Below are 16,798 nucleotides of genomic sequence, written 5' to 3' on the forward strand. Positions count from 1 at the left end.
ATATCCTTTACAAATTGATTTAAACTGGAATAAAACTATCTTAACCCTAGAGTTAAGATAGTTTTTCTTTTTAAGGCCTATGCGCCATCAGCGCTTCCTGAACCAGCATCGATTTTGATTTTTATCTCAAGGTGCCAAGTACATTCTTTTTTGGTGCTTTTGATACAAAGTCCCCCGTTTACTTGTTGCATTTCTTGATTACTTAAATGTGCTACTGTTTTTTTGTTTAAATCTAACATGATAAATAGTTTTAAAAATTGATTTGCCTACTCTGTTGATAAAGGATTTTCGGCTTCCTCCTTACAAATTGATTTTTTTTGGAATAGTTTAAGATCTACCCGTTAGCGCTTCCTGAGCCAGCGTCGATTTTGATCTTTATTTCAAGGTGCCAAGTACATTCTTTTTTAGTGCTTTTGATACAAAGTCCCCCGTTTACTTGTTGCATTTCCTGATTGCTTAAGTGTGCTACTGTTTTTTTGTTTAAATCTAACATGATAAATAGTTTTAAAAATTGATTTGCCTACTCTGTTGATAAAGGATTTTCGGCTTCCTCCTTACAAATTGATTTTTTGGAATAGTTTAAGGCCTATCCGTCCGCACTTCCTAGACCAGCATCGACTTTGAACTTTATTTCAAGGTGCCAAGTACATTCTTTTTTGGTGCTTTTGATACAAAGTCCCCCGTTTACTTGTTGCATTTCCTGATTGCTCAAGTGCGCTACTGTTTTTTTGTTTAAATCTAACATGATAAATAGTTTTAAAAATTGATTTGCCTACTCTGATAAAGGATTTTCGGCTTCCTCCTTACAAATTGATTTATCTACTTTGATTACGTATTTTCGGTTCGTTCCTTTTATAATTTTTAGAGAACTATCCCAACTTCCTACCCCCGTCGGGATAGCCTCTTATAAAAAGCAACTTCTTGCTTTTTGGTCTAGACTGCTACTCTCATCACCTCATTTTGTTTTTTCTTTCTTGCATATTCGCTATAATAATGCTGGTACAATAGATCATACAGTACCCATTCGTTCATTCGTTGTTTGGATGGAAACAATCTGTTACAATGCATATGTAGGTAGCTGTACATCAAATAATCGCTGTGTTTTTTAAAATTTCCGGGTCCTGTTTTTAGAGCTATTTTTTTTGCAATCTGGTTATAGGCTTTCGAATAGCCTTTTAGTTGTATATCAACTTCATTTTGGGATTCTTGATGTAATAACTCTACTATATGTTTTCTATACTTTCTGAACTTCATACTAAGCTGCTTCCGAATCGCTTTGTTTACTCTAAATTCATTACCAAAATCGGTCTTAAGTTCTAGTAATAAGTCTCTTTTTTCCTGCAGGTTGTAGTCAAATTCATTTAATAATACATCGATTGCTTTCATGCCCCACAACCATCTTTTGTTTTCGTCATCATTGATAGCGTTCAAAAGAGATATTATCATGTTGCTGTTTATACCAAATAGTTCTTCAGATTCTTCTATGGTATGGTAGCCGTAGCGTTCTAATTCTCTAGAATAGGTATCGATTTGTACTTTATGAATCAATCTGTCTTCTAGTAAAGGTTCTAATACCTGGTACAATGCACTAGTTATGTCACTTATTTTATGAGGATCTTTTAACCGAAACCTTAATCGAAGGTGCAAATCGGGATCGGCATATCGTATAAAGAACCAATCATTAATGCATTCTCTTTTTTCTAGGTTGGCGAGTATGCCAGGTAATTGAGTTTTTACAAACGTATCAGTAGTTTGGGTTCCCATATATATTTTATACGATAGCCATTCGCTGCCTATGATAAATTTTCGTTTTATGTTGCTCGTTTTTTTTAACATGATTTCTATTGATAAAGAGAGAATATAAATTCATTGTTATACGATTGCTTTCCTTTTTTTACTGCCGAGTCAAACTCGTTGTATAAATTTTCTTTCAGCAAAATGCTTTTCTTGTTTTTTATTTCTGCCAAAAACATTTCGCGACTTATTCCATTTTCAAGATTTATAAGAAGTTCATTATCATAATCGGTTAGCAGAAATATCGACGGGATATTAAATTCTTCTTGCCATTTGTGAAGGCTGGCTTGATCCTTTATTTGTTTTAAATCTTTTTCTTTAATTCGCCATCTAGCAGCCGAAAGAATCACATTTTTATATCGCACTCTTGGGTAAAATGTCTCGTCATATAAATTAGGACCCCAATCAAAATTTATCGTGCTGCATAAGTTTTGTGTTTGCATGTCTCCCAAAAACTGATAGATCGGTACGGGAGTATCTTCATAATTATGAGCGTTTGCCATTCTAGGTTCTACAAACTTGTTTAGTTTTTTTGATCGTAATATGATAGTATCATTTTGTATAGAGATGTATAGGTCTGAGATATGAATTTGTTGCTCGATTGGTAAATTGCTTTGAGCCAAATAGGCAATCTCGTGTTTCCGTAAATTATCTCGATACAGGATGTTTCCTGTTCGTGCTTCAGGCAAGTGCACAATTTCTGCCAGAATACGATCTTCTTTTTCTTCTTTTTTTACAATTTCATTAAGAACCTCTTTAATTTCTGACTCCGTATGACTAAATCTTCCCAATAAATAACTTGCTGAAGGTCCTCCCGTATCATGTATGGCAATGGTTGGAGTTGCGTTATTATCTTCTAGTACCGAACACATTATCGGGAAGGTACTTGGCAGATCTTTCCAGTTTTCTTTTAGGTCTGCTAGATCCATATCTTTAAACGCTACCTCATACCGGTCGTTTGCTTTGGCTTCTACAAATTTTTTATGGATCAATGTTGCTGCTTGTCCCATGTCGTATCTATAAAATGATGTATTACTATTATCCTTCTGTGCCCCCGAAAGACGCAGGTCGTCAATTAATGGGCAAACATCAAAAGTACCCTTGTGATTTTGATCATAGCCGATTCCTGCTTCAACATCTAGTGCAATAGAAAGGGGCACTTCTTCATCCTCATATCTTTTGTAAAAAGCTTTTTTAAATCTTTCTAATTTTTGTTTTTTATTGCGTGCTGCTAACTTGTTAAGAACCGAAATTCCCTTTTGAATATCTTTGGCAACCGAAGCATCAAGTTCATTTGATTTTGTGGTAGCTACCAAATCGGTTTGAAATAAGAATTTCTTGTTAAAAGGAATTTCAAACTGCCGTAAGAACGTTACGATTTCATGATAAGGGGCCAAGCTTTTGTGCGATACTGTTTGATCCAATTGGTTGACAAGTCTTTTTATTTCTTCTAACCAGGTTACTCCAGTATTTTCGGAAATATGATTCAGATAATCACCTCCGGATACGGTAGGAGATATTGAACTTAATAAGATCTGATTGTCAATAAGATTATTGATGAAGTTTTGTGCATCGGCAAAACTAATTTCGGGTCCTACTATGGCTTCAGCCAAATCTTTGATTTTTGCACCTTTTTCTGCAAGTTGTAGTACCTTACCTATGTACAAGGAAGCATCTATGGCAATCATATAATGATGTCTTACCGCATTTTTATATGCGTATTCAACATAACGGTATTTACTTCCTATTTTGTAAAGACTATTGTTTGGGAAATACACCAAATTATTGCGTATTTCGTTAATATTTTCAAGTTCCTGAACCAACGAACACAAGTAATTCATGTCTAATCTGGTGGTTCTTTTGTATTTATTTGTCTCGTTTAACTGAATGTTTGTTTTTCCATTAAGCACTCCTACAGATATCCCTGCAAACAAACCAAAAGGTGTACACCGATAGCTCATTCTTGAGATGTATTTTAGTAAAGACAGCTCTAATTTTGGATTGTCATAATCTGCATCGGTAAGAAACTTTTGCATTTCGGCATGAAGTTCTGGCGAGGCCAGGAAAATAGCTTCAGAAACCATAGGGTCACTACAAATTTCTTTGATTTTTTCTGAAGAGATATCACCTAATACCTCGCTCGAAAGAATCGGAGTTCTTAAGATATATTTTTCTAGTATAGAATGTGGTTTCGAGTTCATGACGTATTGTTTTATCTACTTCTTCCTATTTTACTTATTGTAACACTATGGTTTTATCTACATTCAGCTTGTTGATCACACTATCTCGTTGTATAGTGATGTTTATCGCTTTTTTTGATGCATCAACCAATCCGTTTTTTAAAGTGGTACACCACTGATTTTGTGTTATTGTAGTATAATCGGCATCATCGATTGCCAGGATTTGATCTCCTATTTCTAATCCATTTTTCTGAGCACTTGATCCCTCGATGATATATTTTATGTACAGTTTGTCTTCTTTAAAAGAAGGACCAAAGCCATAGGTGTTTACTGTTGTGTTTTTGTAGGGTTGTGTTTCTATTAGTTTTATTCTTTGGGTGTTCCAGTTAAAGATTACACGGTATTTTTTTAAGAAATTGATCCCAATAAGCTTTGAGTTTGCTCCGCTAAAGGATATCACTGTATTGTCTAGTTCCAGGTTTCCAAACCGCATATTGTCTACAAGTCCGCGGTAGAATACAGTAGGTTTTCCTGCACCGTATACACCAACAGAGGCAGATCCGTTTCCTGTTACATACTTGGCGAGCTTATTTTTGTTTCGTAGTTTCTGAAATTCGATTCTTGACAAGCTTAAACTTCCTGTGTATCCTGTATCGATACGATTGTTGAGCACCCTCATGCCGTTTACAGTGGTAATGATCGATGGCGTACCCTGGTAACCCACAAAGAACTTTACTTCTTTATGATTCGCAGGTATGTCTAATGATGTTTCAGCATTGGTAATGGTGATTTTTTGATTTTTGAAATCAAAATCCCAAACGGCTTGCCTCATCAAATTGGCACCAATGATACCATCAACATCCATACAGGCAATTTCGGTTACGGCATTAAGATCATGAATTGCCGCAATGGTATTTTGAAAATCTACACCACCAATGTTTATAGTATTTACTTTTGTATACTCTAGTTCTTGCCCTGTGCCGTGTGCACCATAAACTACTTCAGAATCGAGAATTTTTAGGCCGAGTTCCTTATGAAGTTCTTTGGATAGGACGTTGGATGCTCCGGTGTCTAATATAAAATCATATTCCTTATCATTAATAGTTGCCTTGATCACCATAAGCCCTTGTTTATACTCAAAAGGAATGGTAACACTAAATTCCTGGCTGGCTATGTTACCCGATTTAAGCAGGTTTTCTAGCTTTGATCCCCCACAACTTGTAAGGAGCAGGATAAAAGGCGCTATTTTGATAAGTGTTCTCAATGGTTTTATGTTTTTACTTTGTTTGATGTTCTAAAATATGGTTGCCATAAACTTTGCGATCTCAGCACTTAGTTCGATGATTTCTGAAATATAGTTTGTTAATGCTGCCATCATTTTTTTCGAATTTTAAATGGTAAAAGTGTGTGTTCGTTTTTCGTTTTGACTTGAGCAAATATAGCCTCGAAAAAAACCTAAAAACAAGGCAAGAAAGTCGAGATTCATGAATCTGAACTCGATATTCGTGGAATCTAGACTTAGGCAGTAGGGTTTTAAATATCTGAATATGAGTATTTTATAAACGATCTATAAAAAAACGGTAGTAAAAACAGAAAGTAGTATCTTTATACCCACACAATCTCTCAAAAAATACCCGGTTTCTCTTGAAATTAAATACCCTAAATACATTTTTTGGTCGTCATAATCGTTGTAAAAAGGGCTATGCTTTTTTGCTTTTGCTATTATGGGGTATAGGTATTGGATCTGCACAAGAAAAAGGAGGGTTTACAATTCCGGATTCTTTGAAGGGGAAGAGTTATGACGATCTTTATTATGAATATGACTTAGTGTCTTCAGATACAACGAAGTCATTAATTTACTTACAAAGTTATTTGCAAAAGGCAAAAAATGAAGACGAAAAAGTTAATATGGCCAGAGCATACTGGTTTTTATCATATTATCAAGATCAAAACGATTTACAACTTACCTATTTAGATAGCTCTGTAGCAGTAAGTAAAAATCTAAAAAACCCTTTTTTTCCTGCTTTAGCTTATTCTGCGAGAGGTGGATATTTTTATAATAAGTCTAATTATAAGCAGGCTCTACAAAACTTTTTTCTGTCATTAGATGCGGCAAAAAGAAATAATAGTAATACATACATATACATAGCAAAAAACAATATAGCCTTAATTAAAAGTAAGCTGGGCAAATATGACGAAGCATTGGTTGGCTATAAAGAATGTTTGGAATATGAAACAAAAGATGGGTTAAAAGATACTTTAAGCTACCTACTAATCAATCTTCGAATTTCAGAAGTATATTCTAAAATGAGAAAGTTAGATTCTTCATCTTTATATACTGCAAGGGGTATAAAGATTTCTAAGATGATGAAATCAGATCCATTTAATTTGTACTATCACTTTGTTTTTCTTGAAGGGATTAATGATTTTTATAGAAAAAAGTATTCTACCGCTATGGATAGTATTCATAATGCTTTACCCTTTATTGGAAACGATATTGATAAAAATCGAATATTGAATGCTTATCTTTATTTGGGTAAATCTCAGGATGAATTAGACAAAAGGGAGGATGCCAAGCGGTATTATAAAAAATTAGATTCTGTTTTTCAGGTTTCAGGCACTGTAAGTTATGAGATACGAGAAGCTTATAATGCTTTGGTTAAATACTATAGAGATAAACAAGATACTGAAAATCAACTGTTATATATTGAACGACTACTTGAGTTTGATAGTATTTTACAAAGTGATTATAAAGAGTTGAATGAACTCATGGTGAAGCAATACGATACACCGGTGTTGTTAGCAGAGAAAGAACGTTTGGTACAAGAGGCGACTACTAAAAGCTCGCGATACGGAAGCTATATTGTTATTTTGATCGGTTCCGTGGTATTACTTATCGGACTATTTTCTTACCAGTTTTATCGGAGAAGGCTGTATCAGCAACGTTTTGAAATCTTAACCCAAAAGAAAGACACCACTCAAGAAGCAAAAGAACAGTCTATATCTAAACCCAAAGAAGTATCGGCTACCGATATTGGGATATCGGCAAGTATAGTCGATGAAGTATTGGGTAAACTACAGGGGTTTGAAGACAAAAGAGGGTATACTTCCTCTAAAATTACCCTAACTCAATTATCTTCAAGTTTAGGAACCAATAACAAATACCTGTCTAAAATCATTAATGTATATAAAGAAAAATCCTTTAGCCAGTATATTAATGATTTGCGCATCGATTATATTGTAGAACGATTACAAGAAGATAAAAAACTACGCAATTATACCATCAAAGCCATCGCCAGGGAGACTGGATTTAATACAGCTGAGGTATTTTCGAAAGCCTTTTATGGTAAACATGGTATTTATCCTTCCTATTTTATCAAAAAGCTTGAAAAACTGGAAAAATAGTAAGTGTTTAGTTTTCAGAGTTTTAAAGGTCGATATTCTTGAATATGCGGCAGCACTTCCTTTTTTATGAGTAAAAACATGATCCTTCTTTGTACTTTCGTTAACGAACTCACAAAAACAAAACATCATGAAAAAAGGAAATGCAAAAAAATTAGAATTAAACAAAATTAAAGTAGCTTCATTAAGTGATTCAAAATTAAAAACGATCATGGGAGGAGGAGATGGAATAAGTTGGATTCTTAAATGCGGACACGGGCAGGAAACCAAAACCAAAATAGACTTTATTGATGAGCCCGGTTGGTAGTTAACCAAAGACTTTTTTAATAAACGCAATACGCCCTGCTATATCGAGCAGGGCGTATTGCGTTTATAAGGGTATCTCTACTTTTTTTGATATTTTTGAGGCCATAACCATCAAGAACATATGCGATCCCTTATTCTTACCATTTTTCTATGCTTTTTTATGTGGCAAACCCAAGCCCAAAGGTTCACCATCCCAGATTCTTTGAAGGGAAAGAGTTATGAGGAGTTGTATCAGAATGTTTATGAAGCAAAAAATGATTCTACCTTAACTTTGATTTATATTAATACATATTTGGAAAAAGGAAAACAGGATAAAGATAATGTAGAAATTGCTTACGCCTATGGATTACTTTCACATTACCAGGAAGAAGATAAAGTAAAACTTCAATATTTAGATAGTGCAATAATGATAGGCAAAAATGCTGACCATTATTCTTTTCCTTCATTACCATACTCTCTAAAAGCAGGTTATTATTATCACAAGCTAAATTATGGAAAGGCACTTGAAAACTTGCTGTTCTCTTTGAAAGCTGCCGAAAAAAAGAAAAATGAAGCTCATATTAAGATGGCAAAACGTAATATTGCTGAGATTAAAAGTAAACTTGGTAAGTATGAAGAGGCAATGGAACTACATAGAAAAGTATTATTAAAAGATTCGAGAGTAGGGTTGGAGGGCGAAGTTGATACTATTAATTATTTATACCATGTTTTAAGAGTTGCGGAAGTTCATTCTAAAATGGGAGAAATTGATTCTTCATCTTTTTATATTAGAAGAGGAATAAAAATATCAAAGCTGGTAAAAGGATATGATTTATATCATAATTTTGTTCTCAAGGAGGGAGTGAATCATTACTATCGAAATAATTATCCTTTAGCGATTGATAGCATTAAGAAAACCTTGCCATTTCTTTCGAAATATATTGATAAAGATTATATTTTAAATGCCTACTTATACTTAGCAAAAGCACATAGCAAATTAGTTAACCGAGAAGAAGCTAAAAAATATTATCAAAAAGTAGATTCTATGGGGTTGGTTGAAGAAAATATGAGCCTAAACCTACGAGAAGCCTATAGCGGTTTAGCTAATTATTATAAAGACAAAGGTGATCTTAAAAACCAATTGGTCTATGTAAATAAACTTTTAAAATTCGATAGTATCTATCAAGAGAATTATAAACTCATGGATAAAAAGTTACTGGAAGAGTACGAGATCCCTAACGCTATCGCACAAAAAGAGGAAATTATAGCCACTCTAGAAGCAGAAAGAAGCACAAGTGCCACTCAAATTACCGTTATTTCTATGTTATTGGCACTTAGCTTAGGAGGGGTTGTGTATTACTATCGCAACCAACGGGTCTATAAAAAGCGGTTTGTACAATTGGTCAATACTACACAGCAAAAAACGGTAACTCCATCTGTAAAAGAAAATACAGTTAAAAATAAAACAGGTAGTACCGCCATAAGTGATGAAACTCGCAACCAATTGCTTGCGCAGCTCCAAAAATTTGAGGAAACGCAGGGCTATCTTAAACCCAAGATCAATGCCAAAGATCTGGCCAAGAGTTTTGGGTCCAATTCTAGTTACCTGTCTATTGTGGTGAATACCTATAAGCAAAAAAGTTTAAGTCAGTATCTTAATGATCTACGCATCGATTATGTGGTAGAGCGCTTACAGAGTGACACCAAATTCAGGAAATATACCATAAAGGCTATTGCCCAGGAGATTGGTTTTAATACCGCAGAGGCTTTTGCTAAAGCTTTTTGTAAAAAAACTGGGATTTATCCTTCGTATTTTATAAAGAAGTTGGAGGGGAGGAAATAAAGTAATGTAAGCTTGATAAAAGAAAATTTACGTCAGTCAGAGTGATTTTCGGTAGAAAATTGTATCGAAGACAAGTAAATTTTCTTTCAAAACTTATTCTCGATACTATTTTTTTCACGTTGTTTCAAAAAATCACTCGAATTGACGGTTTTTGATTTTCGATTTCTTTGCTTGCCCACCCTTCGGCTACGCTATTAGTTTAGCATTCTATATTTAGAGGAAGTTTAATCATGTTGAATTTCTGAAAAACCAGAAGGAAAAGGTGAACTATTTCGACTCTTAGATACTGCTCAGGAGAGGTCCGTCGAAGTGCAGGTTCACCCCACAAAAGGATTGATCTTATTGGGCTTCCTGTTTTTATGGTAAAACCCAAAGCTAAAGCCTACAGCTTCTTTATAAATAAAACTTTGCAGGCTTACATCATATACGATTGGGGCGTTTAATTCGCGCATAATGTTAAGGGCACGATATAATTTGGTTTTGGATATTTCTAATCGATGCGCCAATTCTTCCGGACTTCCAGTTGCCTGCATGCGTATCAATCGATCGATACGTTCGATAAGTTCGATTTGTTTGATTACAATGTTCATAATGAATTCCCTTACTTTTTTTAGTTTTTGTTTGCTGGTCGGGTCATGGTTCAAACAAATTATTCGGTTTTTGAGTGTGGGGTAAACCAAGACCTTTCATAGGATCAAATGTAGGGGGTAAACAGGGCAAAAAACAAGGCAAGAATGTCTGTTTTTATAAAATACGAGTCAAAAAATAAATATTAATAAATTGATAATCAAATAATTAATAAATATCACACCGAATTTGAGAGCCTATGTTTTTATAGGATAAAAAAGACGTCAAATCACTTGATTTTTGTTATTTATTATGAATTTTTCGAACCTTAATGGATTCAAAATTCTATCTAGTTTGTACGGGTGAAAACTTATAACCGGTCTAGAAAAAGATTAATAGTATATTTACTGCCTTTATAAAACTACCTTGCTTAAATCAACAAATACCAAGCTTGTTTTTAACACGTTTCAGGTTTGTGGGTTATTTAGGATGTTCTCGATAATCGAGATTTAAATGCTTCGAGGCTTGCGTCGAAATTAAAATTATTTTCCCACTTATGCGTTGAGGATTCACCTAAGGTAGTTTACTTTTTATATATGTTTAATGCAAAATGATGCACTATAAAAAATTATTTGTCTGTCTATTTCTCTTTCTGCTAGAGGGAGGTGTAGCCTTGGCTTTTCAGGATAATAATGAAAGTACCGATAAAAGCAGTTATGAATTCCTGGCCGGTGAGTTTTATAAAAACGAATCTGATTCTGCAAAGGCCGTAATCTATGCCAATGCCTATCTGGATAAAGCCAAAACCGAAAGAGATACCCTAAAGATGGCCGATGGGTATTATTTTTTGTCTTTCATTAATAAAGATGACGTGGCCCATGCGTATTATGATAGTATAATTGCTATTACTCAACATAAAAGTTCGGCCTATTATCCGCTGCATGGATATTATAACAAAGCCTACCTTTATTATTATGCTGGTGATTTTAAGCAGGCACTTGATTATTTACTTAAGACCAATAAAGAAGCAAAAAAACAAAACAACCGGGATTTTCAATATAAAAGTAAAAAGAGTATAGGGATTCTTAAAAGTAGAATAGGAGAACATCAAAGTGCGTTAAAAGCATTAAAAGAAAGTTATGAGTTTTATGCTCAAGATAAAGAAAGGAATCCATTTGGATATTTGACGACCCTTTTTGCATTGTCAGATTCGTATAATCTTAATAAAAAATTGGATTCGGCTTCCGTAATCAATAAACTGGGATACCAGGAGTCTATTCGTCTTAATAATGAGGATTATCGACATTACTTTGTCCTAAACGAAGGGATAAACCAATATAGCAAACAAAACTATGTTGTTGCCAAAGATAGCCTACAAAAAGCGATATCATTTATTCAAAATAATGATGATCAAGCCAATTTATCAATGGCATATTTTTATCTGGGCAAAACCCAGTCTTTTTTAGGAGAAAAAGTTGCTGCCATAGCTTCGCACAAAAAAGTAGATGACATATTTCAGGAGATTGGCGAAATCATGCCAAATAACAGGGAGAGTTATGAGATTTTAATAGATCATTATAAAAAAGCCGGTGATATCGATAACCAGTTACAGTATATAGAAAGGTTAATTAAAGTGGATAGTACATTACATACAAACTATAGGTATTTGATAAAAAATGTTGTACAACATTATGATACACCACAACTTCTTTCAGAAAAAGAAACGATTATCAGTTCCCTTGAAAAAAAGAAAAAATCATCATTTGCTACTATACTTATTTTGATTGTGATAAGTATAGTTTTGGGAACCCTATGGTTGCTCAATGAGCGAAAAAAGAAGATGTACAAAAAAAGGTTTGATGAATTGTATTTCTCTCAAACAACGAAAAAACCTGTGGTGAAAAAGAAATTGGACCCCAATGAGATTTATCAAATAGGAATTACTGAAGAAATGGTTCAGGATATTCTTGAGAAATTATCAGATTTTGAGCAAAGTAAAGGTTTCTTAAAACAAAACATTACTACAAATAGTTTGGCAAAAGAGTTTGATACAAATTATAAGTATTTATCCAAGGTTGTAAACGTATACAAGAACAAGAGATTTGGTATGTACATAAGAGACCTGCGTATCGAATATTCGGTAGAAAAACTTAAAACAGATCGTAAATTTAGAAACTATACCATACAGGCAATAGCCAAAGAATCTGGATTTAATACCGCCGAGGTATTTTCAAGATCTTTTCACAAGAAAAATGGAATACTTCCGTCTTACTTTATTAAACAATTAGAAAAACAAACCGCTGAAGGTTAAAACAGGTACTAGAGTTGACTGCAATGTATTTCTGAAAAACATTGTTTTATAATTGACTATTCTGGAAAACGGGTGATTACACGAGTAAAATCTATAGGTTTGGATAGAATAATTTCTAAGTTTGCCAATAGAAAACAAAAGTAAAGGACATCATGAAAAAAAGAAGCATTTCGAAATTGAGCTTTGAGAAGCTTACCATAGCAAAATTGTCTAACACCAATACTATTATGGGAGGAGCACCTATTCCTTTGACGAGTACAATTCCTGATGTGTGTACAGAAAAAACAGATCTTGAGAGAACGGGATCTGATAGGCCTACAGTTCCTCTCTCAGGTTTGTGTGCTGATTAAAAATTGTAATACCTATAAAAAACAAAAAACCCGGCTATTGGCCGGGTTTTATTTTTACTTTATCAATTCACCATCTTTATCGTGAAAATGATATTCTAAATACGTGTAAGCGTCTCTAGGTACAATCTTTACCCATCGTTTATGGTCAAAAAACCATTTTGATCGGGTAGATGGAAATCCTTTTGTTAAAAAAGCTGCAATAAAAGGATGCGCGCTTAGCGTGATCTTTTTATGATCTTTTTTGATTAATTTTTCTAATTCGACCTTTATTTTATCTACCAAAACAATAGGCGCCTCAATTTCGCCATTGATTCCGTTTGGATCTTCCTCTCGGGTTTTGATATTCATTTCTGGTCGCACGCGTTGTCGCGTGATTTGAATTAAGCCAAATTTACTTGGCGGTAAAATTTTATGCTTCGCTCTATCATCTTTCATCTCTTCTCGCAGATGATTAAAGAGGGTTCTTCGATTATCGGCGTTATTCATATCAATAAAATCGATTACGATAATACCTCCCATATCTCTAAGACGTAGTTGTCGAGCAACTTCAGTAGCACTAATAAGGTTAACCTCTAGTGCAGTATCTTCTTGATTTTTGGCTTTATTAGATCGGTTGCCGCTATTTACATCAATTACATGCATAGCTTCTGTATGCTCGATAACTAAATAGGCTCCCTTACTCATGGATACCGTCTTACCAAAACTTGTTTTGATTTGCCGTTCTATACCATATTTTTCAAAAATAGGCACTTTGGCATTGTGGAGTTTTACTATAGACTCCTTTTTAGGTGCAATTTCTTGCAGATACTCTCTGATTCTGTTGTAAAGATCTTCATCATCTACAACAATTGAAGTAAAGGTGTCATTAAATACATCTCTTAATATTGAAGATGCTCTATTCATTTCACCTAATACTTTTGATGGATGGTGTGCTTTATGTAATTTTTTACACATGGCTTTCCAACGATCCATCAGGTTTTGCAAATCTCTATCCAGTTCTGCTACTTTCTTGCCTTCTGCTACGGTACGAACAATAACTCCGAAACCTTTAGGTTTAATACTCTTAACGAGCCTTTTTAAACGTTCTTTTTCTTCTGATGATTCTATTTTTTGCGAAATAGAAATACGATTAGAAAACGGAACTAAAACTATATATCTACCGGCTATCGAAAGTTCTGAACTAATTCGAGGGCCTTTGGTAGAAATGGGTTCCTTTACTATTTGTACTAGCAGTGATTGATTTGATTTTAACACATTGGTAATAGTACCGTGTTTATCAATATCGTTCTCAAAAGGAAAATCCTTAAGAGAATAATTTTTTAATTTACCTGTGCTTACACGTTTAATGAATTTAAGTAAAGAAGATACTTGAGGACCAAGGTCATGATAATGCAAAAAGGCATCTTTTTCGTACCCTACATTAACAAATGCAGCATTAAGACCAGGGACAGATTTACGGATTTTGGCAATAAATATATCACCGACCGAAAAATTGCTGTCGTCTTCTTCCTTATGTAATTCAATAAGTTTTCCATCCTTTAATAAGGCAAAATCTGTAGAGGAACCAGATCTAATGATCAATTCTTTGTTCACTCTGATTAGATTTTTATCCCGGTTCCCTATAATTGAGGGGTGTCGGAATGGATTAAACAAATTTTTTCACAGGAATTTTTTATAATTCCATTGAAATAAAACAATTATATCGGTAGTAATGCTTGCTTTATTTCGATTTCAAAGAACTTAACTTTTTAAACAGAAAAAGTAGTTAGAAAACTACTTTTTCTTATGGCGGTTGGCTCTTCTACGCTTTTTACGCTTGTGCGTTGCTACCTTGTGTCTTTTACGTTTTTTACCACTTGGCATAGTGTTCTGTTTATTTATTATTATTTAACTTCTACGTTTGTTTTTACGCCTTCTACAAATACTTTAGCAGGCTTAAATGCAGGTATGTTATGCGCAGGAATCTTGATTGTCGTATTTTTTGAGATATTACGACCAGTTTTTTCTGCTCTAGTTTTGATGATAAAGCTTCCAAATCCTCTTAGATAAACGTTGTCTCCGCTCTCTAAAGAACTTTTTACTTCTTCCATAAATGTTTCAACAGTTGCTTGAACATCTCCTTTTTCTATTCCTAGCTTTTCTGAAATTTTTGCTACGATATCTGCTTTAGTCATTATATTACCTATTTAGGGGTTTCTAAATTTTCAAGGGGGCAAATATAAGAATTTAAATTCCAAAATATCAATACTTAAGATGAAATTATCTTCTTTATTCGCTTAATTTTACAAAACTAATCATTTTAGTTATGAAATTTCATAAAAAACTCATAACGTGGTACTTACAAAACAAAAGATCGATGCCATGGAGAGAAACAACCGACCCATATCGCATTTGGCTTAGCGAAATTATGTTACAACAGACCCGCGTAGCTCAAGGATTACCATATTATTTATCTTTTACCAAAACTTTTCCAACTGTTTTTGATCTGGCTAATGCAAAAGAAGATGAAGTGCTAAAATTATGGCAGGGATTAGGGTACTATTCAAGAGCCAGAAATCTGCATGCTACGGCAAAATATGTGGCTCATGAATTAGGAGGAGTGTTTCCTGATAATTATAAGGATCTTTTAAAACTGAAGGGAGTAGGAGATTATACTGCCAGTGCAATAGCATCTATATGTTATAATGAGGTTGTACCTGTAGTCGATGGTAATGTATATAGAGTGTTATCTAGATACTTTGGAGTCAAAACTCCAATTAATAGTACTGCGGGTATTAAAGAATTTAAAGAACTTGCAGTTACACTAATTGATCATAAAGACCCTGCGAATTATAACCAAGCAATTATGGAGTTTGGGGCCCTGCAATGCAAACCAAAAAAACCGTATTGTATCGTATGTCCAATCAATGAAGGGTGTGAAGCATTAAAAACTGGAAAAGTAGATGAGTTACCTGTAAAACTCAAAAAACAAAAGATTAAAAAACGATACTTTAATTATTTGGTTTTTTCTATCAATAACAACAAAACGATTATTCAACAAAGAACCGGGAATGGAATTTGGAAAGGACTATACGAGTTTCCTTTGATAGAAGATGAAAAACTGAGTATCGAGACCATTAAAACCAATTCGATTTTTAAAAACCTTCTGGTAAATAAAGATTTTGAAATTGTACCTTATTATGAAGAACCCTTGGTGCATAAATTGTCTCACCAACATTTGTATACCAGGTTTTACATCATAAAGCTACCTGAGGTCTCAGAAATTAATGGAGTACAAAAGACAGTAGATTTTCAGGAAGTGCATAAATATCCCGTTCCTATATTATTGGGTAATTTTATTGATGAGTTTTTTAAGTGATACTATGGTTTAAGTTTGTTTTAAAATAGCTTAACTCATATTTAACGTCATAAATAGTTTGATACCACAATCTGAAACTAAAATTTTTGTCAATTTTTTATTACATTTACTATATAGCAAAATTGATTTATAACACATTTTTGGAAAATAAGAAGTACTTAAATGGCGTTATCTAAAGGTTTATTATTTCTTTGCAAATTCTAAATCAAAAAAACAAACCAAAAGAATAGAATGTCTGGAACATTAAATAAAGTAATGCTAATTGGGCATACGGGAGATGAGGTGAAAATGCATTATTTTGAAGGAGGTAATTGTATTGGAAGATTTCCATTGGCAACCAATGATTCATATATAAATAAGAGCACCGGAGAACGTGTCACCACTACCGAGTGGCACAATATTGTTGTAAGAAATAAGGCTGCCGAAATTTGTGAAAAATACCTTAATAAGGGAGATAAGATTTATATAGAAGGTCGTCTCAAAACCAGGAAATGGCAAGATGAGCAAGGTAAAGACAGGTATAGCACCGAGATACAATGTACCGATTTCACCTTTTTGACACCCAAAAATGAGAACCAACCATCTGGGGCTACACCACAGAATACACCTCAAATGAATCCTCCTGCTGGCAATCCGCAGGGGAGTTCATCCGATACACCAGTAACCGAAGAAGATGATCTTCCGTTCTGATATGTTTAACTAAACAAA

The 16,798-nt window shown here is 33.9% G+C and carries 16 protein-coding genes; 7 read left to right on the forward strand and 9 right to left on the reverse strand.

Features of this window, described 5'->3' with window-relative positions:
- Positions 1–77: 77 nt before the first annotated feature.
- From U6A24_RS18910 to U6A24_RS18935, 6 genes are all read right to left on the reverse strand, one after another.
- On the reverse strand, positions 78–239 hold the full coding sequence (locus U6A24_RS18910; protein ID WP_324181577.1) for a class I lanthipeptide: 162 nt from the start codon (positions 237–239) through the stop codon (positions 78–80).
- A gap of 95 nt (positions 240–334) precedes the next feature.
- The gene (locus U6A24_RS18915; RefSeq protein ID WP_324181578.1) at positions 335–493 is read right to left on the reverse strand and encodes a class I lanthipeptide; all 159 of its coding nucleotides are present in this window, start codon (positions 491–493) and stop codon (positions 335–337) included.
- 93 nt (positions 494–586) lie between these two features.
- Entirely contained in the window at positions 587–745 is a 159-nt protein-coding gene (locus tag U6A24_RS18920; protein WP_324181579.1) for a class I lanthipeptide, read from the reverse strand.
- 188 nt (positions 746–933) lie between these two features.
- Complete coding sequence (locus tag U6A24_RS18925) at positions 934–1,836, reverse strand: thiopeptide-type bacteriocin biosynthesis protein (RefSeq protein WP_324181580.1); 903 nt, start codon at positions 1,834–1,836, stop codon at positions 934–936.
- Positions 1,837–1,841: 5 nt separating this feature from the next.
- Entirely contained in the window at positions 1,842–3,995 is a 2,154-nt protein-coding gene (locus U6A24_RS18930; protein ID WP_324181581.1) for a lantibiotic dehydratase family protein, read from the reverse strand.
- A gap of 34 nt (positions 3,996–4,029) precedes the next feature.
- Complete coding sequence (locus tag U6A24_RS18935) at positions 4,030–5,238, reverse strand: aspartyl protease family protein (protein ID WP_324181582.1); 1,209 nt, start codon at positions 5,236–5,238, stop codon at positions 4,030–4,032.
- A gap of 380 nt (positions 5,239–5,618) precedes the next feature.
- Here U6A24_RS18935 and U6A24_RS18940 point away from each other — a divergent pair, with 380 nt between their 5' ends.
- The 3 genes from U6A24_RS18940 (at position 5,619) to U6A24_RS18950 (ending at position 9,504) form a co-directional block, all read left to right on the forward strand.
- Positions 5,619–7,379 carry a helix-turn-helix domain-containing protein gene (locus U6A24_RS18940; protein ID WP_324181583.1) on the forward strand — a complete coding sequence of 587 codons (1,761 nt, stop codon included), beginning with the start codon at positions 5,619–5,621 and terminating at the stop codon, positions 7,377–7,379.
- A gap of 127 nt (positions 7,380–7,506) precedes the next feature.
- Positions 7,507–7,683 carry a hypothetical protein gene (locus tag U6A24_RS18945; protein ID WP_324181584.1) on the forward strand — a complete coding sequence of 59 codons (177 nt, stop codon included), beginning with the start codon at positions 7,507–7,509 and terminating at the stop codon, positions 7,681–7,683.
- A gap of 120 nt (positions 7,684–7,803) precedes the next feature.
- Positions 7,804–9,504: a helix-turn-helix domain-containing protein gene (locus U6A24_RS18950; protein WP_324181585.1), complete on the forward strand. Its 1,701-nt coding sequence runs from the start codon at positions 7,804–7,806 to the stop codon at positions 9,502–9,504.
- 317 nt (positions 9,505–9,821) lie between these two features.
- On the opposite strand, the gene U6A24_RS18955 is transcribed toward U6A24_RS18950, so the two are convergent.
- Positions 9,822–10,094 (reverse strand): hypothetical protein, encoded by a 273-nt coding sequence (locus U6A24_RS18955; protein ID WP_324181586.1) that lies wholly within the window; start codon positions 10,092–10,094, stop codon positions 9,822–9,824.
- 587 nt (positions 10,095–10,681) lie between these two features.
- Between U6A24_RS18955 and U6A24_RS18960 the strand changes: the two genes are divergently transcribed.
- Both U6A24_RS18960 and U6A24_RS18965 read left to right on the forward strand, forming a co-directional pair.
- Positions 10,682–12,382 carry a helix-turn-helix domain-containing protein gene (locus U6A24_RS18960; protein WP_324181587.1) on the forward strand — a complete coding sequence of 567 codons (1,701 nt, stop codon included), beginning with the start codon at positions 10,682–10,684 and terminating at the stop codon, positions 12,380–12,382.
- 152 nt (positions 12,383–12,534) lie between these two features.
- The gene (locus U6A24_RS18965; protein WP_324181588.1) at positions 12,535–12,732 is read left to right on the forward strand and encodes a hypothetical protein; all 198 of its coding nucleotides are present in this window, start codon (positions 12,535–12,537) and stop codon (positions 12,730–12,732) included.
- A 54-nt stretch (positions 12,733–12,786) separates the two neighbouring features.
- Here U6A24_RS18965 and U6A24_RS18970 read toward each other — a convergent pair whose 3' ends face one another.
- Positions 12,787–14,325 carry a ribonuclease E/G gene (locus U6A24_RS18970; RefSeq protein WP_324181589.1) on the reverse strand — a complete coding sequence of 513 codons (1,539 nt, stop codon included), beginning with the start codon at positions 14,323–14,325 and terminating at the stop codon, positions 12,787–12,789.
- 290 nt (positions 14,326–14,615) lie between these two features.
- Entirely contained in the window at positions 14,616–14,906 is a 291-nt protein-coding gene (locus U6A24_RS18975) for an HU family DNA-binding protein (RefSeq protein ID WP_024768281.1), read from the reverse strand.
- 131 nt (positions 14,907–15,037) lie between these two features.
- Here U6A24_RS18975 and mutY point away from each other — a divergent pair, with 131 nt between their 5' ends.
- Both mutY and U6A24_RS18985 read left to right on the forward strand, forming a co-directional pair.
- Positions 15,038–16,090, forward strand: a complete 1,053-nt coding sequence (mutY, locus tag U6A24_RS18980; RefSeq protein WP_324181590.1) for an A/G-specific adenine glycosylase — start codon at positions 15,038–15,040, stop codon at positions 16,088–16,090.
- Between the two features lie 231 nt (positions 16,091–16,321).
- Entirely contained in the window at positions 16,322–16,780 is a 459-nt protein-coding gene (locus U6A24_RS18985; RefSeq protein WP_324181591.1) for a single-stranded DNA-binding protein, read from the forward strand.
- Positions 16,781–16,798 lie beyond the last annotated feature (18 nt).

The sequence above is a fragment of the Aquimarina gracilis genome (genome assembly GCF_035285365.1).
GTDB classification, from domain to species: domain Bacteria; phylum Bacteroidota; class Bacteroidia; order Flavobacteriales; family Flavobacteriaceae; genus Aquimarina; species Aquimarina gracilis.

What these genes read in the sequence shown, in the direction of transcription:
- U6A24_RS18920 (WP_324181579.1), bottom strand. Translation starts at nt 745, where the DNA reads ATGTTAGATTTAAACAAAAAAACAGTAGCGCACTTGAGCAATCAGGAA.
- U6A24_RS18965 (WP_324181588.1), top strand. Translation starts at nt 12,535, where the DNA reads ATGAAAAAAAGAAGCATTTCGAAATTGAGCTTTGAGAAGCTTACCATA.
- U6A24_RS18975 (WP_024768281.1), bottom strand. Translation starts at nt 14,906, where the DNA reads ATGACTAAAGCAGATATCGTAGCAAAAATTTCAGAAAAGCTAGGAATA.
- U6A24_RS18925 (WP_324181580.1), bottom strand. Translation starts at nt 1,836, where the DNA reads ATGTTAAAAAAAACGAGCAACATAAAACGAAAATTTATCATAGGCAGC.
- U6A24_RS18915 (WP_324181578.1), bottom strand. Translation starts at nt 493, where the DNA reads ATGTTAGATTTAAACAAAAAAACAGTAGCACACTTAAGCAATCAGGAA.
- U6A24_RS18960 (WP_324181587.1), top strand. Translation starts at nt 10,682, where the DNA reads ATGATGCACTATAAAAAATTATTTGTCTGTCTATTTCTCTTTCTGCTA.
- U6A24_RS18910 (WP_324181577.1), bottom strand. Translation starts at nt 239, where the DNA reads ATGTTAGATTTAAACAAAAAAACAGTAGCACATTTAAGTAATCAAGAA.
- mutY (WP_324181590.1), top strand. Translation starts at nt 15,038, where the DNA reads ATGAAATTTCATAAAAAACTCATAACGTGGTACTTACAAAACAAAAGA.
- U6A24_RS18955 (WP_324181586.1), bottom strand. Translation starts at nt 10,094, where the DNA reads ATGAACATTGTAATCAAACAAATCGAACTTATCGAACGTATCGATCGA.
- U6A24_RS18945 (WP_324181584.1), top strand. Translation starts at nt 7,507, where the DNA reads ATGAAAAAAGGAAATGCAAAAAAATTAGAATTAAACAAAATTAAAGTA.
- U6A24_RS18985 (WP_324181591.1), top strand. Translation starts at nt 16,322, where the DNA reads ATGTCTGGAACATTAAATAAAGTAATGCTAATTGGGCATACGGGAGAT.
- U6A24_RS18950 (WP_324181585.1), top strand. Translation starts at nt 7,804, where the DNA reads ATGCGATCCCTTATTCTTACCATTTTTCTATGCTTTTTTATGTGGCAA.
- U6A24_RS18930 (WP_324181581.1), bottom strand. Translation starts at nt 3,995, where the DNA reads ATGAACTCGAAACCACATTCTATACTAGAAAAATATATCTTAAGAACT.